Origin of the sequence: Jannaschia marina (genome assembly GCF_013404595.1) — a bacterium.
Classification (GTDB): Bacteria; Pseudomonadota; Alphaproteobacteria; order Rhodobacterales; family Rhodobacteraceae; genus Jannaschia; species Jannaschia marina.
This window is the reverse complement of record NZ_JABVAX010000004.1, coordinates 306,352-321,094: the sequence shown is the minus strand read 5'-3', so window position 1 is coordinate 321,094 and position 14,743 is coordinate 306,352. Positions and strand designations below refer to the sequence as shown.

Sequence of the window (14,743 nt, the reverse complement as noted above, 5' to 3'; positions counted from 1 at the left end):
AGGTCTCGCGGGACTTCACATGCTCCGGGCGTTGATGGATGGACCGATCCGGCGGAAATGCCTGGCCTCGGGGGCGTCTGGCATAGCGCGGTTGCCGTTTCTTGCGTCGGCTTGGCAGGTGGCGCGCCAGTTGTTCGGACTGTCCTTCAGCGCTGTAGACAAAGGCGTAGATTGTCTCGTGGCTAACGCGCACCGGTTGGTCATCATATCCAAGACGCCCCGCAATCTGTTCGGGCGTCCAGCCGATCTTCAATTGAGTGACAACATGCGCGCGCAAGTCTTCAAGGCGGACCAGTTTGCGTCTTCGAACGCGGCGTTTGGAGGCTTCACGCTGCGCGACGATCCCGTAGTAGCCGCTCAGTTCCGGCAACTCTTCATCTTCAAAACCATTGCGTTTGATCTCGCGATAGATCGAAGAGCGATGCCTGCCGATTTCAGCTGCGATCTTGCTTACCGGCACTTTTGCATTCAGCATGTCTTCGATTGCGCGTCTCTCACGCAAATCCAGCTCTGTGTGGGCCATGTCCGTTCTCCTTGCTTTTCAGCAAGATAGGGGATTTGTCGCAACCCAGTTTAGAATGTGCCACGATAGCATCCGCAATACTAATAATCTAGATTATGTAATGCAGCAGTTGGTGCAGATCGGTATAGGATCGTGACAATCCGCATGTCCCCGGCCTATGCTCCGGCATACTGGGGATATATTGTAACGTGACACAGTCTAACGGTGACATTCAAACCTTTCTGCTCGGCATGGTGCAGGAAACCGACCTGACCGTCGTGTGGCGGATGCTGCAGGACAAGATGGCCGAATACGGCTTCGAGCGGGTTCTCTACGCCGCAACGCGCTTTCGCACGGACCACAGTGCCGGCGACATCCGGGATGCGTTCATCCTGACGAACTATCCCAAGGAGTTCACGACGCCCTATCTCGACGGCGGCCTCTTCCGGGACGCCCCGATGGTGCGTTGGGCGATGGAGAACGTCGGCACGCTTTCCTGGGCGACCTTCGCGGATCAGGCGCGCAACGGTGAGCTGCCGCCCGAGGTGATGCGCGTCGTTCAGTTCAACCTCGAGCACGGTATCGTCGCGGGCTATGGCATCAGCTTCCCGCGTGTTTCCTCGCGCACGGGTCACGGCGTCGGGCTCGGCGCGCTCGATCGGAGCCAGGACGAGGTCGATGCCGTCTGGGCGGAGCACGGCCCGCAGATCGAGCTCATCAACCACGTTGCCCACCTGACGCTGATGTCCCTGCCCCACGGCCTCCACGGCCGGAACCTCACCAACCGTCAGCGAGAGGTGCTGGAGCTGGTGGCCGACGGCAAGACGATCCAGGATGTCGCGCTCCTGATGGAGCGCAACCCCGCCACGGTCGAGAAGCATCTGCGCCTCGCGCGGGAGGCGCTCGATGTCGAGACCACCGCGCAGGCCATTCTGAAGATAGGCAATCAGAACCAATTTTTCCGATACAGGGCATAAATTGTCGGCCCTCGGCCGATTTTGACCAAAAGGTAAGGAAACCCTTACTTCCCTGACGCAGGGTCAAATGCGACCTTGTCCGTGTCTTGTGAGTGATGGCGATTGCGCCAAGGACTAATGAGCGAAAGACGATGCGGCGATCCTTTTCAAGCCGCTGTCCGGAGTTCGGCCGATGAAGTTCGGATATGCGACGGCACTGGGAAATTTCTTCCTGGTGCCCGAGCCCTTCGGGGGCGGTGTCTTCCCCAGTCTGGCCCCCGCAGAAAAAGCGGCACCGTGGTTTCCCCACGGTGCCGTCTTTTTCGAGTCGACGATGTCGTTCGACGCGCTCCGCCAAAGGCGGACCGCGACGTGGATCAGCCCTTGCCGACGGCGGCGACTTCCGCGGCGAAATCTTCCTTCACCACTTCGATCCCCTCGCCCACTTCCAGGCGCACGTAGCCCGTCACCTCGACGCCGGCCTCGGCGGCGGCCTGGGCCACTGTAAGGTCGGGGTTCACGACGAACTGCTGGTTCACCAGCGTGACCTCGGCCATGTACTTCTTCATGCGGCCCTCGATCATCTTCTCGATGACCTGCTCGGGCTTGCCGCTCTCGCGGGCGATGTCGATCTGGACCTGGCGCTCCTTGTCGACGACGGCCTGGTCGAGTTCGGCCTCGTTCAGCGCGGCGGGGTTCGTGGCGGCGACGTGCATCGCGACCTGCTTTCCGAAGTCGGCATTGTCGCCCGAAAGCGCGACGAGGACGCCGATCTTGCCCATGCCGGGTGCCGCGGCGTTGTGGACGTAGGAGACGACGGAGGCCCCGGTCACCTTCGCCATGCGACGGACCGACATGTTCTCGCCGATGGTGGCGATCTTGTCGGTGATCGTGTCGGCGACGGACTTGCCGTTCACATCGGCGGCCTTGAGCGCCTCGACGTCGTCGACCTTGAGGGCGGCTTCGGCGAAGCTCGACACCATGGCCTGGAATTCGGCGTTCTTGGCGACGAAGTCGGTCTCGGAGTTGACCTCGACGGCGACGGCGGTGCCCCCGTCCACGGCGACGGCCACGAGGCCCTCGGCGGCGGTGCGGCCGGATTTCTTGGCGGCCTTGGCGAGGCCCTTGGTGCGCAGCCAGTCGACGGCCGCGTCCATGTCGCCGTCATTTTCAGTCAGCGCCTTCTTGGCGTCCATCATGCCTGCGCCGGTGCTGTCGCGCAGTTCCTTAACCATGCTCGCGGTAATCGCCATGATTACATCTCCTTCAAATCGAATGGGGTTCGGGCGCGATCCAAATGACCGCGCCCCGTAACCGTTCCGTGACGGAGGCTCAGGCCTCGGCCGGGGCCTCTTCGGTCTCGGCGGCGGGCTCGACGGCCTCGCCCGGATCCACGGCTTCGCCCGCGTCTTCCATCTCGCCGATGTCGACGCCCGCGGCACCGAGCTGGGCCGACATGCCGTCGAGCGCCGCGCGCGAGACCAGATCGGCATAGAGCGCGATCGCGCGTGCCGCGTCATCGTTGCCCGGGATGATGTAGTCCACGCCCTCGGGCGAGCAGTTGGTGTCGACGACGGCCACGACAGGGATGCCGAGCTTCTTGGCTTCGGCGATCGCGAGGTCTTCCTTGTTGACGTCGATCACGAAGAGCAGGTCCGGCAGGCCGCCCATCTCGCGGATGCCGCCGAGCGACGCCTGCAGCTTCTGCTGGTCGCGCTCCATGCCGAGGCGCTCTTTCTTCGTCAGGCCGGCGAAGCCCTGCTCCATCGCCTCGTCGATCGACTTCAGGCGGTTGATCGAGTTCGACACCGTCTTCCAGTTGGTGAGCGTGCCGCCCAGCCAGCGGTGGTTCATGTAGTACTGCGCGCAACGCTCCGCGGCCTCGGCGATCGGCTTCTGCGCCTGGCGCTTGGTGCCGACGAAGAGAATGCGGCCGCCCTTGGCGACGGTGTCGCGCACGACCTGCAGCGCCTGGTCCAGCATCGGAACGGTCTGCGTCAGGTCCATGATGTGGATGCCGTTCTTGGCACCGTAGATGTACGGTGCCATGCGCGGGTTCCAGCGCTGCGTCTGGTGGCCAAAGTGAACGCCGGCCTCGAGCAGCTGACGCAGGGAGAAATCAGGCAGAGCCATGTCTCGTATCCTTTCCGGTTTCATGCCTCGGCAGGGGTTTCGACCAAATGGCCAACCGGTGGACGCAACGGGGATGTATCCCCCGAGGGCCCGCCCCCGCCTGTGAAGTGCGCGTCCCTTAGGCCAGGACGCGAAGGGGTGCAAGGGGCGATCCGCTTTCCCGCGATCGCCCCCACGCAAGATGACGTCCGGGCGCGTCGACGGCGCGCGCCGGCCCGGGTCAGGGAATGATACGGTTGTACTTCTGGCCTTCGAGCGAGGCCCCGGCCAGAAGGCCCGCCTGCCCGAAGACGACCGCCACGACCGGCGTCAGCAGAGAGGTCGTGTCCGTGGTCAGCGTCCGGGCGTTCGCCTGCACGACGTATTCGAGATCGCCGCCGGCGGTCCAACCGGGCGAGGTGCGGAAATTGCCGAGCGCCGGCTCCGTCATGAAGAAGAGCGCGTGGCTGTACTGCTGCCCGCCGATCTGGAAGCCGACGGAGGCCGAGGTCGTCGAATAATAGTCGACCGTCGCCCCGTTCACGCGCAGCGCACCGCGCCCGTAGGCCCCGCCGACGCCGAGCCCGGCCTCGGTCACCACCGGCATCATCAGCACGCCCGCGGCCTTTTCGGAAAGGATACGCGTGTCGGGCATGGTGTTGTGCATGAAGTTCATGGCGGCGTCGACGCGGCCGTCGATCCGGGCCCCGCCATTGCCACCGACGCCGTTGCCGCAGGCGGCAAGCGCCAACGGAGCGGAAGCCGCCGCAAGGAAGCGACGACGCGAGAATGCGGTCATGGGTCTGTCCTGTTCAATGTCTGCTCTGTCCGGCGGGGTCTTGTGCTCCGCTCATGGCGAGAGGTTAGCAGATGGGGACGGGGCTGTCACGCTTTATAGGTTGGCTATGGTTTGTGGGCTGCGCGGACGGAGCACCACTTCGCCGCGGCTGCGCCAAGGTCAGCTCTTGCGTTCGATTCTGACGTGCTTTCCAGGCCTGATAGAACCGAATGCAACCGTCACCACAGCTGTCAGAGCCAATAGACCCAACGCACCAACGGGCAACGCCCAAAGCCCGATATTGTTAGCAAGCGCACTGGCCAATGCTGAGCCCACCGCAATACCGAGGTAACTTGCGGATGAGTTGAGTGCGAGAACAAAGCCGTGGTGCTCCTGAGCCACCAATCCCACAAGACGGCTTTGTTGAGGCGTCGCGAACAGGGTACCCATGAAAGCACATCCGGCAAGAACCACCGCACCCAAGTATGGCCCCAGATCGAGAAACATCAGAGACAAAAACGCAGCGAGACCACCGAAACTTGCCCAAACCAAAGGTGCAGGCCCAATGCGATCCGAAAGTGCGCCTGCGGCGGCATTCCCCGCGACACCCAGAATACCGAACAAGAGGATTGCGATTGGAAGACCGCCTGCGCTGACTCCGAACTGCTGTCTCAGCAATTCCCCCATCAGTGCATAGATGACAAACTGCGTCGATAGCATGCCGACCGTCCCCGTAAGCAGGATCGCCGGCGCGAGGAGGTGCAGTTTTTCTGAAGGCCGTTTTCTCGGCGCATTTGCTGTATCTGCATCGCGCGGAATAAAGAACGCCGCCAAGGCAACAAAGAAGAGCGCGGCCAGTCCTATGGCCGCAATGGCCCCACGCCATCCAAGCAACAACGTCAGCCACGTCGCAATCGGCACGCCACCAACGGTTGCAAGGGTAAACCCGGCAAAGACTGTAGCCAAGACTGCACCACGCCGATCCACCGGAACCAATGAGATGGCAAGTGCTGCGCTGGTGGGTGCTATGAGCGCGCCACCCAAAGCAGACGCGATGCGTGCAACGAGAAGCGCTTGAAATGACGCTGCCAGCGCTGACCAGATTAGAGAAGCTGCGAGAATACTCGCACCCGCAAGGATAAGCGTTCGGGGCGCGAGACATCGCGCTAGGGTGAATTGCGCGAGGGGTGCGGCCAAGGCAAAGGTCGCGGCGAATGCTGTGACGAGCCACCCCGCATCTGCTGGGTCCACGGCCAGATCACGCGTAAGTGCCGGTCCGACGCCCAATATGCTGAGCGACGTCGTGCCAATAACGAACATTCCTAAAGCAAGGATCCAAGGCACGCGATTGCTGATTGTCTGTGTTTGCACAGAGTTGCGGTCCTAATTGTCTTGGAGGGATGATGTCAGGATACATCTTTTGCCAAATGCCGAAAGACGACATTCACTGCGCTACAGAAAAGTGGAAGTCTCGGCTCACCCCATCCGCACGGCCGAGCCACCCCTTCTCAGGGAGACCAAGGCTCCGGCGGCGCATCCTCTTCCGTCATGTCCGGCACCGCCCCCTCGGGCGCGAGCGCCGGAAACGCAGCGGCGAAGCGGGCGGCTTGCCGGCGGGTCCAGCGCAGGTCGAGGCTGGTGCCGTCCTCCGTCGCCGTCTCGCCCTGCACGGCCCCTTCGTCGTGGAGCCAGGCACGCGCCTTGCCCTCCGAAAAGGGCAGCACGAGCACGTCGTCCGACAGCGTCTCGGTCAGTTCGTCCGCCACGCGGTCGAGCAGCGCCGGAAGCCCCTGCCCCGTGAGCGCAGACCCGAGATAGACGTCGTCGCGCCGGGCGGCGAGGTTCGCGGCCGCTTCAGCATCCTCGTGCGAGAGGGCATCGGACTTGTTCCACATCTCCAGCCGCGGGATCGCCTCGGAGGTGCCGAGCGCCTCCAGGATCGCCTCGACGTCGCGCGCCTGCAATTCGGTGTCCGGGTGGCTGATGTCGCGGACGTGGACGATGAGATCGGCGTCGAGCACCTCCTCGAGCGTGGCGCGGAAGGCGGCGACGAGCTGTGTCGGCAAATCGGAGATGAAGCCCACCGTGTCCGAAAGGATGACCTTCGTGTCATGCGGCAGTTCCACCGCCCGCATCGTCGGGTCGAGCGTGGCGAAGAGCATGTCCTTCGCCATCACGTCCGCGCCGGTCAGGCGGTTGAAGAGCGTGGACTTGCCCGCGTTCGTGTAGCCCACGAGCGCGACCACCGGATACGGCACCTTGGCCCGCGCCGCGCGGTGCAGCTCCCGCGTCTTCACCACCTTGTCGAGCTGGCGGCGCAGCTTCGTCATCTGTTCGTCGATGGCCCGCCGGTCCGCCTCGATCTGGGTTTCGCCGGGGCCGCCGACGAAGCCGAGACCGCCGCGCTGCCGCTCGAGGTGCGTCCAGGCACGTACGAGGCGCGTGCGCTGATAGCTGAGCGCGGCAAGCTCGACCTGCAGGACGCCCTCGCGGGTCGCGGCACGGTCGGCGAAGATTTCGAGGATGAGGCCCGTCCGATCGAGCAATTTGACCTTCCAGGCCTTCTCGAGATTTCGCTGCTGAACCGGCGTGACGGCCCCGTCGATGAGGATGAGTTCGATCTCCTCCGCCGCGATCCGCGCGCCGAGTTCGTCGATCTTGCCCGATCCGAAGAGCATTCCCGGATGTGGCTTCGGCAGGCGCACGACGGTCCCGCCCGCCACCTCCAGGCCGGGGAGCGCATGGGCGAGCGACACGCATTCCTCGAGCGCGTGTTTCGGGTCGCGCCCCGTGCGGTCGCCGGCGCGCGTGTCCGGATGCAGGACCAGGGCGCGGGTCGGCCGCGCCTCGGTCGAATGGGTCACGTCACGAGTCTGAGCCAGCGGCCTCGTCCTCGCCGTTGTAGAGGCTGATCGGCTGCGCCGGCATCACCGTGGAGATCGCGTGCTTGTAGACGAGCTGCGATTGCCCGTCGCGGCGCAGAAGCACGCAGAAATTGTCGAACCAGGTGATGACGCCCTGCAGCTTCACCCCGTTGATCAGGAAGATCGTCACCGGCACCTTCGTCTTACGGACGTGGTTGAGGAAGGCGTCCTGAAGGTTTTGCTTGTCGGCCATGTCGCTGGTCCCTGTTTCGCGCACCCTTCCAGTGGGTGTCTGTTCATCACGATTGATCTTATGCGGGCAACTTTTGCAAGTTTCCACCCCCTGCCCGCAGATTGCGCGCGGGACGTTGCAGGTGCGGCAGAGACCGTCAATCGCGCCAGAAATCCGGGTTCAGAAGCGCGATGATCGCAAGCGCCTCGAGGCGGCCGAGCACCATCGTCAGGGCGGCGATCACCTTGGCCGGATTGGGCAGCGTGTTGAGCCCGCCCGCGTTGCCGAAGGTCACCTCCACGAGCGGACCCGTCGTCGTCAGACAGGCGATCGCAAGCGTCAGCCCCGCTTCGAAGCCGAGCCCCGTCAGCGTGAACGCCAGCGTGACCGCCGCGATCGAGGTCGCGAAGAGCATGAAGAAGATCCACGCCGCCTCGATCCCGCCTTTCGGGATCCGCCGCACCGCCCCGGAGGCGCTGGCCACCATCGACGGATGGACGAGCAGGTTCATCTCCCGCCGGCCATGGGCGTAGAGCGTATAGATCCGAAGAAGCTTCACCCCGCCGGCCGTCGTCGCCACCCCGCCCCCGAAGATCGCGAGCCCGAGCAGCAGAACGGCGGGCGCGCCGAGACCCGACCAGGCCTGCGCCTCGTCCCAATGCGCGGATTCGAACCCCGTGGTCGTCAGGAAGGACAGCGCGGTGAAGGCCGCCCCCCAGAGCGCGCCGGCTGCCGCGGCCGTGTCGTCGAGCCCGTCGACCTCGAATGCCCCGATCCAGTGGCGCAGGAACAGCACGACCGTCACGCCCCCGATCACGACACCGGCGATCCGCAGTTCCCGGTCGTCGGCCAGATGGCGGATGCGGTCGCGGTTCATATCGGTCGAAAAGGACTGCCGCGTCAGGGCGAAGACGAGGAAGGCCGCTACGAGCACCTCGCCCGCGAGGCCCGCCGCGCTCCCGGCGATGCGCGTGCCGTCGCTGATCCCGGAGGTGGAGAGCGTCGACATCGCGTGGATGAGCGCGGTCGTGCCCGTCTCGCCCGCGATCACGAGCGCGCCCCAGAGCACGACCGTCAAGCCGATGTAGACGGGCGCGAGAAGCCCCGCCGCACGCCGCACCCGCGCCTCGGGCCGGACGGTCTGCACATCTCCGAGCGCGCCGCGCACGGGCCCGGTCCGGCCCGGATTGGCCTCGGTCACCTCGAAGCCGCCGAGGTTCAGTGGCGCGAGGATCGCGATGGCCGCCACCCAGATGACGAAGCCGCCCTGCCAGGCCACGAGCGCGCGCCAGAGATGCACCGTCTCCGACAGGCGCTCGGGCGCGAAGAGGCTGCCGCCGGTCGTGGTGATCGCGGCGACCATCTCGGTGTAGAGGCTGATCGCGCGCGTGTCGGGCACCACCTCCCGCAGCGGCACGACCGCCATGACGGGCAGTACGGTGAAGGCCCCGAACATCGCGATGAGATGGCTGCGGGTGATGTTGCGGGATTGCTCGCGCGCGGTGGCGATGGCGATCCCGCCCAGGAGCGCGAGGAGCATCGTCCCGGCGTAGAAGAACGCCTGCGCCTCGCGGTGGGCATCCCGCGCGAGCGCATGAAGGGCGGGCAGGTACATGCTGGCCGCGAAGAGCATCGCCATCATGACGAGAAGCGGAACGCGGCGCAGCCAGGTGCCCATCAGAAGAAGTCCACCTGCACCTGCAGGAGCCGCTCGACCTCGGGCACATCCGCCGAGAGTGCGAAGATGGCGACGACGTCGCCTTCCTCGATCCGCGTGGTTCCCTCTGGCCGTACATAACGACCGTCGGGCTTGCGGATCGCCCCGACGAGCGCCCCTTCGGGGAAATCGAGATCGCGGATCGTATTGCCCGTCAGCGGCGAGGTCGACATGACCTGCGCCTCGATCACCTCGGCCTCGGCGTCGCCCACGGAATACACGTTGCGCACCCGCCCGTGCCGGACGTGCCGCAGGATCGACGACACGGTCGTCTGCCGCGGGTTGACATAGGCGTCGATCCCGAGCGGCCCGAGGAGTGGCACGAGCGTCGGGTCGTTGATGAGCGCGATGGTCTTGTTGCAGCCCGTCGCCTTGGCGCGCACGGCGGCGAGCATGTTCGTCTTGTCGTCGTCCGTCACCGTCAGCACGGCATCCGCGCGGTCGATGTTGGCCTCGCGCAGAAGCTCGATGTCGAGCCCGTCGCCCGAGAGCACGATCGTCCGCTCCAGCGCCTCGGCGGCCCGTTCGGCACAGCGCTGGCTGCGTTCGATCATCTTCGCGCGGATGCGCTCGGGCGCGGCCTCCAGCTCCTGCGCGACGGCGAGACCGACATTGCCGCCGCCGATGATGATGACGCGGTCCTGCTTCTTGGCCTTCTTTCCGAAGATCTCCTGTGTCCGCGCCAGATCGTCGGAATGCGCCAGCACGTAGATCTGGTCCCCCGCCTTCAGCTGATCGCCCGGATCGGGCGCGAAGAGCCGGCCGCTCGTGCGCCGCACGCCGACGACGACTGCGCGCAGGGTGCTGAAGAGCTCCGAGAGCTGCCGGAGCGGCGTGTCGAGCACCGGGCAATCCTCGTCGAGGTGCAGGCCGATGAACTGGGCCATCCCGTCGATGAACTCCTCGACGTCGAAGGCTTCCGGGGCCCGCAGGCGGCGCAAGGCGGCCTCCGCGACCTCGCGCTCGGGGCTGATGACGACGTCGATCGGCAGGTGGTCGCGGCGGTAGAGGTCGGAGCGGACGGCGGCGAGGTACGACTGCGCGCGCAGCCGGGCGATCTTGCGGGGCACCGTAAAGATCGAATGGGCGACCTGGCAGGTCACCATGTTCACCTCGTCCGAATGGGTCGCCGCGATGAGCATGTCGGCGTCCTGCGCGCCGGCCCGCTCCAACACGTCCGGATAGCTCGCGAACCCAGTGATGCCCTGGACGTCGAGAGTATCGGTCGCGCGGTGGACGAGATCGGGGTTGTTGTCGACGACGGTCACGTCGTTGCGCTCGCCAGCCAGATGACGGGCGATCTGCCAACCGACCTGGCCCGCCCCGCAGATGATGATCTTCATGGACTGCCCTTCATGGCCTTGCAGACATGCTGGATACGCCGCCCCCGGGGGAGGGGTCAACGGGGCCGCATCGGAGAAATGTCAGACATTTGGCGGCCGTGTCGGGGCGATTGCCCGACGGCGCGAAGGTGCTAGGCTGTTGCCCATGATCGCATTCCTTCGCACCGCGCTGCCCCTCCTGCTGCTTGCCGCCTGTGCCGGCGGGCCCGAACCCGTCTGGCTGAAGCCCGGCACGCCCAGCCTGCGCGCCGAGCAGGACTTTCTGGCCTGCGCTGCAGAGGCCCGGCGTGACTTTCCCGAGCGCTCCCGCATCGCAACGGCCCCCCGCATCACGCTCGGGGGCGGCCTATGTCGCAGCGGGGTCTGCGTCGGAGCCCACAACACGCCCGACGTGTTCGACACCGATCGCAACGAGCCGCTGCGCGATCGGGCCGTCGATGCCTGCATGACGGCCAAGGGATACCAAAAGGCCAGCCTGCCCCCCTGCCCCGGCGGCGCGGCGCGCGTGCTGCAAAGCCAGCCCTACGACACCCGCGGACTTTGTGTCTCGAACGGACGGATCGCCGCGGCCGGTCCCGGCTGACCTAATCGTCGACCCGGGCGACCCGCGCCCCGCCGCGGGCCGCGGTCACCACGCCCAGCGACTTCAGCTTGCGGTGCAGCGCGCTGCGCTCCATGCCGACGAAACTCGCCGTGCGGCTGATGTTGCCGCCGAACCGGTTGATCTGGGTCATCAGATATTGACGTTCGAACAGCTCCCGTGCCTCGCGCAGAGGGAGGCTCGCGAGGCTGCCAGACAGCGTCATCTCGCCTGAATCGCCACCGCCGTCGGTCGGGCTGGGCAGTTCGGACGGCTCGATCGGCCCGGTCCCGTCGCCGAGGATCAGCACGCGTTCGATCACGTTGCGCAATTGTCTGACATTTCCCGGCCACCGCATCGTCTGCAGGAGCGCCTTGGTCTCGTCCGACAGCTCTCTGAGTGGCAGCCCCTGCGCCTTGTTGAGCGCCGAGATGAAATAGTCGGCCAGCACGGGAATATCGTCCCGCCGCTCCTCGAGGCTCGGCACGGGGATCGGAACGACGTTCAGGCGATGGAACAGCTCTTCCCGGAACCGCCCGGCCCGGATCTCCTGCTGCAGGTCGCGGTTCGTCGAGGAAATGACGCGCAGGTCGACACGCACCTTCTCGGAGCCGCCGACCCGGGTGAAGGCCTGCTCCACCAGGACGCGCAGGATCTTCGACTGCGTGCCGAGCGGCATGTCCGCGATCTCGTCGAAGTAGATGACCCCCTCGTGGGCCTGCTCCAGGAGCCCCGGCTCGACACCCTTCTCGGGACTTTCGCGCCCGAAGAGTACCGTTTCCATGCGATCGGGCTCGATCGAGGCCGACGAGACGGTCACGAAGGGTGCCGACGCCCGGTTCGACTTCGCGTGGATGTAGCGTGCCGCGACTTCCTTGCCGGAGCCGGCCGGCCCGGTCAGCATGACGCGGCCATTGGAGTTCATCACCTTCTTCAGGCTCGACAGGAGCGACTTGTAAGCCACGGATTGGCCGATCATTTCGGCCGATGATGCATCCTTCCGGCGCAGCTCGGAATTCTCGCTGCGCAGCCGCGACGTCTCCATCGCGCGGCTGACGACGACCATCAGCTGGTCGATGTTGAACGGCTTCTCGATGTAATCGTAGGCCCCCTGCTTGATCGCCGCGACCGCGATCTCGATGTTGCCGTGCCCCGAAATGATGATGATCGGGATGTCCGGATGGCTGCGCCGGACCGACTTCAGGATATCGATCCCGTCCATGTCGCTGTCCTTGAGCCAGATATCGAGGATCATCAGGCTCGGGGCCTCCTCCTCGATGGCGGTCATGCAGGCCTCGGCCGTGCCGGCCTTGCGACAGGAATATCCTTCGTCTTCAAGGATATCCGCGATGAGGCTGCGAATGTCGTCCTCGTCGTCCGTAATCAGAATGTCGCCCATAAACTCAAACCTCCTCAATCCGGGGGAGCCGAATGATCGCCTCCGCCCCCCTGTGTCCGGTGGCATCGGCCGCAGCATCGACCAGCTCCAGCGTGCCCCCGTGTTCCTCGATGATCTTCTTGACGATCGGCAGACCGAGACCCGTCCCCTTGTCGCGCGTGGTCACATAGGGTTCGAACAGGCGCGCACGGTCCTGCGGCAGACCGATCCCGGTGTCCGCGATACGGATCTCGACGTGAGTCGGCTCGTCGTCCGAGAGCAGGACACGCACCTCCCTATCGAAGGTGCCTCCGAGTTTTTCCTCTCTCGTTTCAATGGCTTCCCCGGCGTTCTTGATGAGATTGGTGAAGGCCTGGCCCATCATCGTCGGATCGAACTCCGCCACCAGTTTCTCCTGCGGGATCGTCGCGTCGATCTTCACCGGCTCCAGCGCGGCGCGCTGCAAGGTCACCGTCTCGCGCAGGAGCTCGGCCAGATCGCCGCGACGCCTCTCGGGCTCCGGCATCCGGGCAAATTTACTGAACTCGTCAACGATGCGTCGCAAGTCGTTGGTTTGCCTGACGATCACATCCGTCAGCTCGGCCAGTTTCGCGGCGTTCTCCTCGTCCAGTTCTCGTGAGAAGCGGCGTTTCACCCGCTCAGCCGAGAGCTGGATCGGGGTCAGCGGATTCTTGATCTCATGCGCGATCCGCCGGGCGACGTCGCCCCAGGCCGCCATGCGCTGCGCGGAGACGAGTTCGGTCACGTCGTCGAAGGCGACGACGTAGCCTTCGGGGGCACCGTCGTTGCCCGGCCGTGTCGCGATCCGGACGAGAAGGTTCTCGAGCCGCCCGCCCCGAGCAATGCGGATTTCTTCCTGCACGGTCTCGCTCGAAGCGGCCTTCAGCTTGTCGAAAAGGTCCGAGAACTCCGGTACGACGCGCGAAAGCGCTTCGCCGTAGTGTTCGCCCGCGATCCCGAGGATGCGTTCTGCGGACCGGTTGAGGAAGTCGATCTGACCTCGCGGATCGAGCCCGATGACCCCGGCCGTCACCGAGCCCAGAACGCTGTCGAACAGCCGGCGCCGCCGCTCGGTCTGCATGTTCGTCTCGACCAGCGCGTCGCGCTGACCCTTCAGTTGCCGCGTCATCTGGTTGAAGATGCGGCCCAGCATGGCGATCTCGTCGTCGCCGGCTTCCTCGCGGACCCGGACGTTCAGATCCCCCTGCCCCACGCGCTGCGCTGCGCCGGCGAGCCGTCCGACCGGGCGCGAGAGCCGCTCTGCGAACCAAAGGCCGGCCCAGGTCGCCGCGAGGATGAGGATGAGGCCGAAACCGAGATAGACGAGCCCGAAATCGAAAAGCATCCGCCCGCGATCCTGCTCAAGCTGCTGATAAAGCTGTGCGGTGGCGCGCGTCTGATCCAGAAGCTCCAGGATCTCGCCGTCGACCGCGCGGGTCACATAGAGGTAGCGGTCGTTGAAGGCCGACAGTTTGAGAACGACGCGAAATTCATTGATTTCGCGATCCTCTATCAGAATGACTTCGCCGGCCTCGGCCGCTTGAAGCTGCGCTTCGGTCAACGGCACGAAATCGAAGAGATAGGAGCGGTCGCCCCGCGCCCGGATCTCTCCGGTGCTGTCGATCACGAACGCCTCCTCGAGGCCGCGCTGCACGAGCTCCTGTCCCTGGGCCAGCAGCTGCCGAAGGTCTCCGTCCGACATCAGGAAGAGCGACCGGCGCGCGACGTCGAGATAGCCGGCGAGCGCGCGCGCGTCTTCCGTCAGACCGTCGCGATGTTCCTGCGTGTAGGCCTGTGCGGCTTCGACCGAATTGCCGAGCGCGTTGCGCACGCGCTCCGAGAACCAGCCCTCGAGGCCGATATTGATCGTCACCATGGCGAAGACGGCCGTAAGCACGGTCGGGATAAGTGCGATCCCGGTGAAGACGCCCGTAAGACGCAGATGCAGCTGGGAGCCGGCGGAGCGTTGTCGGCGGGCGGCGATCATGCGGGTGAGCTGTCGGACGATGAGCGCCGCGATCACGAGGACATAGACGAAATCGGCCAGCAGGACGACGCGCAGCCAGGTCAGATCTCCCTCGGGGCCGCGCACTCCGAGCGACAGGAAGGTGAGCACGACGAGAACCGGCCCCAGGATCACGAGGATCAGGGCCAGGATCGCCTGGATCTGCCGTCGCCCGTTCCACTGGAACGACCGTGACACAATCTCCCGCTGTCCGGCTGCCGCCCGCAACATCGCCTCTTATCAATGTCTTACCGC

General features: G+C 65.3%; 13 protein-coding genes. 2 read left to right on the top strand and 11 right to left on the bottom strand.

The window, feature by feature from the left end; genetic code table 11:
• The coding region (locus HSX43_RS10285; RefSeq protein ID WP_179380026.1) for an IS30 family transposase at positions 1–523 on the bottom strand (523 nt) is incomplete at its 3' end.
• Positions 524–711: 188 nt separating this feature from the next.
• Between HSX43_RS10285 and HSX43_RS10280 the strand changes: the two genes are divergently transcribed.
• On the top strand, positions 712–1,479 hold the full coding sequence (locus HSX43_RS10280) for a LuxR family transcriptional regulator (RefSeq protein WP_328795268.1): 768 nt from the start codon (positions 712–714) through the stop codon (positions 1,477–1,479).
• 356 nt (positions 1,480–1,835) lie between these two features.
• Here HSX43_RS10280 and tsf read toward each other — a convergent pair whose 3' ends face one another.
• The 8 genes from tsf to trkA all read right to left on the bottom strand — a co-directional run bounded on the left by tsf (position 1,836) and on the right by trkA (position 10,504).
• Positions 1,836–2,711 carry a translation elongation factor Ts gene (gene tsf, locus HSX43_RS10275; RefSeq protein ID WP_179380025.1) on the bottom strand — a complete coding sequence of 292 codons (876 nt, stop codon included), beginning with the start codon at positions 2,709–2,711 and terminating at the stop codon, positions 1,836–1,838.
• 79 nt (positions 2,712–2,790) lie between these two features.
• The gene (gene rpsB / locus HSX43_RS10270; protein WP_179380024.1) at positions 2,791–3,591 is read right to left on the bottom strand and encodes a 30S ribosomal protein S2; all 801 of its coding nucleotides are present in this window, start codon (positions 3,589–3,591) and stop codon (positions 2,791–2,793) included.
• 220 nt (positions 3,592–3,811) lie between these two features.
• Positions 3,812–4,369, bottom strand: a complete 558-nt coding sequence (locus tag HSX43_RS10265; RefSeq protein WP_179380023.1) for a lipid-binding SYLF domain-containing protein — start codon at positions 4,367–4,369, stop codon at positions 3,812–3,814.
• Between the two features lie 159 nt (positions 4,370–4,528).
• On the bottom strand, positions 4,529–5,668 hold the full coding sequence (locus tag HSX43_RS10260) for an MFS transporter (protein ID WP_179380022.1): 1,140 nt from the start codon (positions 5,666–5,668) through the stop codon (positions 4,529–4,531).
• 188 nt (positions 5,669–5,856) lie between these two features.
• Positions 5,857–7,212: a GTPase HflX gene (gene hflX / locus HSX43_RS10255; RefSeq protein WP_179380021.1), complete on the bottom strand. Its 1,356-nt coding sequence runs from the start codon at positions 7,210–7,212 to the stop codon at positions 5,857–5,859.
• 1 nt (position 7,213) lies between these two features.
• Positions 7,214–7,465 carry an RNA chaperone Hfq gene (gene hfq, locus HSX43_RS10250; protein WP_179380020.1) on the bottom strand — a complete coding sequence of 84 codons (252 nt, stop codon included), beginning with the start codon at positions 7,463–7,465 and terminating at the stop codon, positions 7,214–7,216.
• A gap of 136 nt (positions 7,466–7,601) precedes the next feature.
• Positions 7,602–9,122, bottom strand: coding sequence for a potassium transporter TrkG (locus HSX43_RS10245; RefSeq protein WP_235962607.1), 1,521 nt, complete (start codon positions 9,120–9,122; stop codon positions 7,602–7,604).
• The gene (gene trkA / locus HSX43_RS10240) at positions 9,122–10,504 is read right to left on the bottom strand and encodes a Trk system potassium transporter TrkA (protein WP_179380019.1); all 1,383 of its coding nucleotides are present in this window, start codon (positions 10,502–10,504) and stop codon (positions 9,122–9,124) included. Before trkA ends, HSX43_RS10245 begins: the two co-directional genes overlap by 1 nt.
• 145 nt (positions 10,505–10,649) lie before the next feature.
• Between trkA and HSX43_RS10235 the strand changes: the two genes are divergently transcribed.
• Entirely contained in the window at positions 10,650–11,087 is a 438-nt protein-coding gene (locus tag HSX43_RS10235) for a hypothetical protein (protein WP_179380018.1), read from the top strand.
• A gap of 1 nt (position 11,088) precedes the next feature.
• Here HSX43_RS10235 and ntrX read toward each other — a convergent pair whose 3' ends face one another.
• A complete protein-coding gene (gene ntrX / locus HSX43_RS10230; RefSeq protein ID WP_179380017.1) occupies positions 11,089–12,483 on the bottom strand; it encodes a nitrogen assimilation response regulator NtrX in 1,395 nt (464 codons plus the stop codon).
• A 4-nt stretch (positions 12,484–12,487) separates the two neighbouring features.
• Positions 12,488–14,719 carry a sensor histidine kinase NtrY-like gene (locus tag HSX43_RS10225; RefSeq protein WP_179380016.1) on the bottom strand — a complete coding sequence of 744 codons (2,232 nt, stop codon included), beginning with the start codon at positions 14,717–14,719 and terminating at the stop codon, positions 12,488–12,490.
• Positions 14,720–14,743 lie beyond the last annotated feature (24 nt).